Genomic DNA, 223 nt, shown 5'->3' with positions numbered 1-223 from the left:
ACACCCTGTCCGGTGTCGCCTATGATAATCAGGGCAATGCCTCTGAGCGGATGGAAACTCAGATACAGGTCACTGCTTCCGCCGTCAGCCCTGCCAGCTCTGGCTTTGAACCGACCAATAAATCGATGGTGGCCGACGGCAAAACCCAGACGGTTATCCGCCTGAAACTGACCGACAAGGACGGCAGGCCAGTGACTGGCGCGGCGGGCAGTATCAAACTGAC

1 protein-coding gene is annotated in these 223 nt (G+C 57.8%); it reads right to left on the bottom strand.

Going from position 1 to position 223, the window contains the following annotated elements:
* On the bottom strand, window positions 1–223 hold a 223-nt coding region (locus tag PSI23_RS22610; protein ID WP_273557113.1), incomplete at both ends, for a hypothetical protein.

Origin of the sequence: Xenorhabdus yunnanensis, assembly GCF_028598805.1 — a bacterium.
GTDB lineage: Bacteria > Pseudomonadota > Gammaproteobacteria > Enterobacterales > Enterobacteriaceae > Xenorhabdus > Xenorhabdus yunnanensis.
This window is presented reverse-complemented; position numbering and strand designations above follow the sequence as displayed.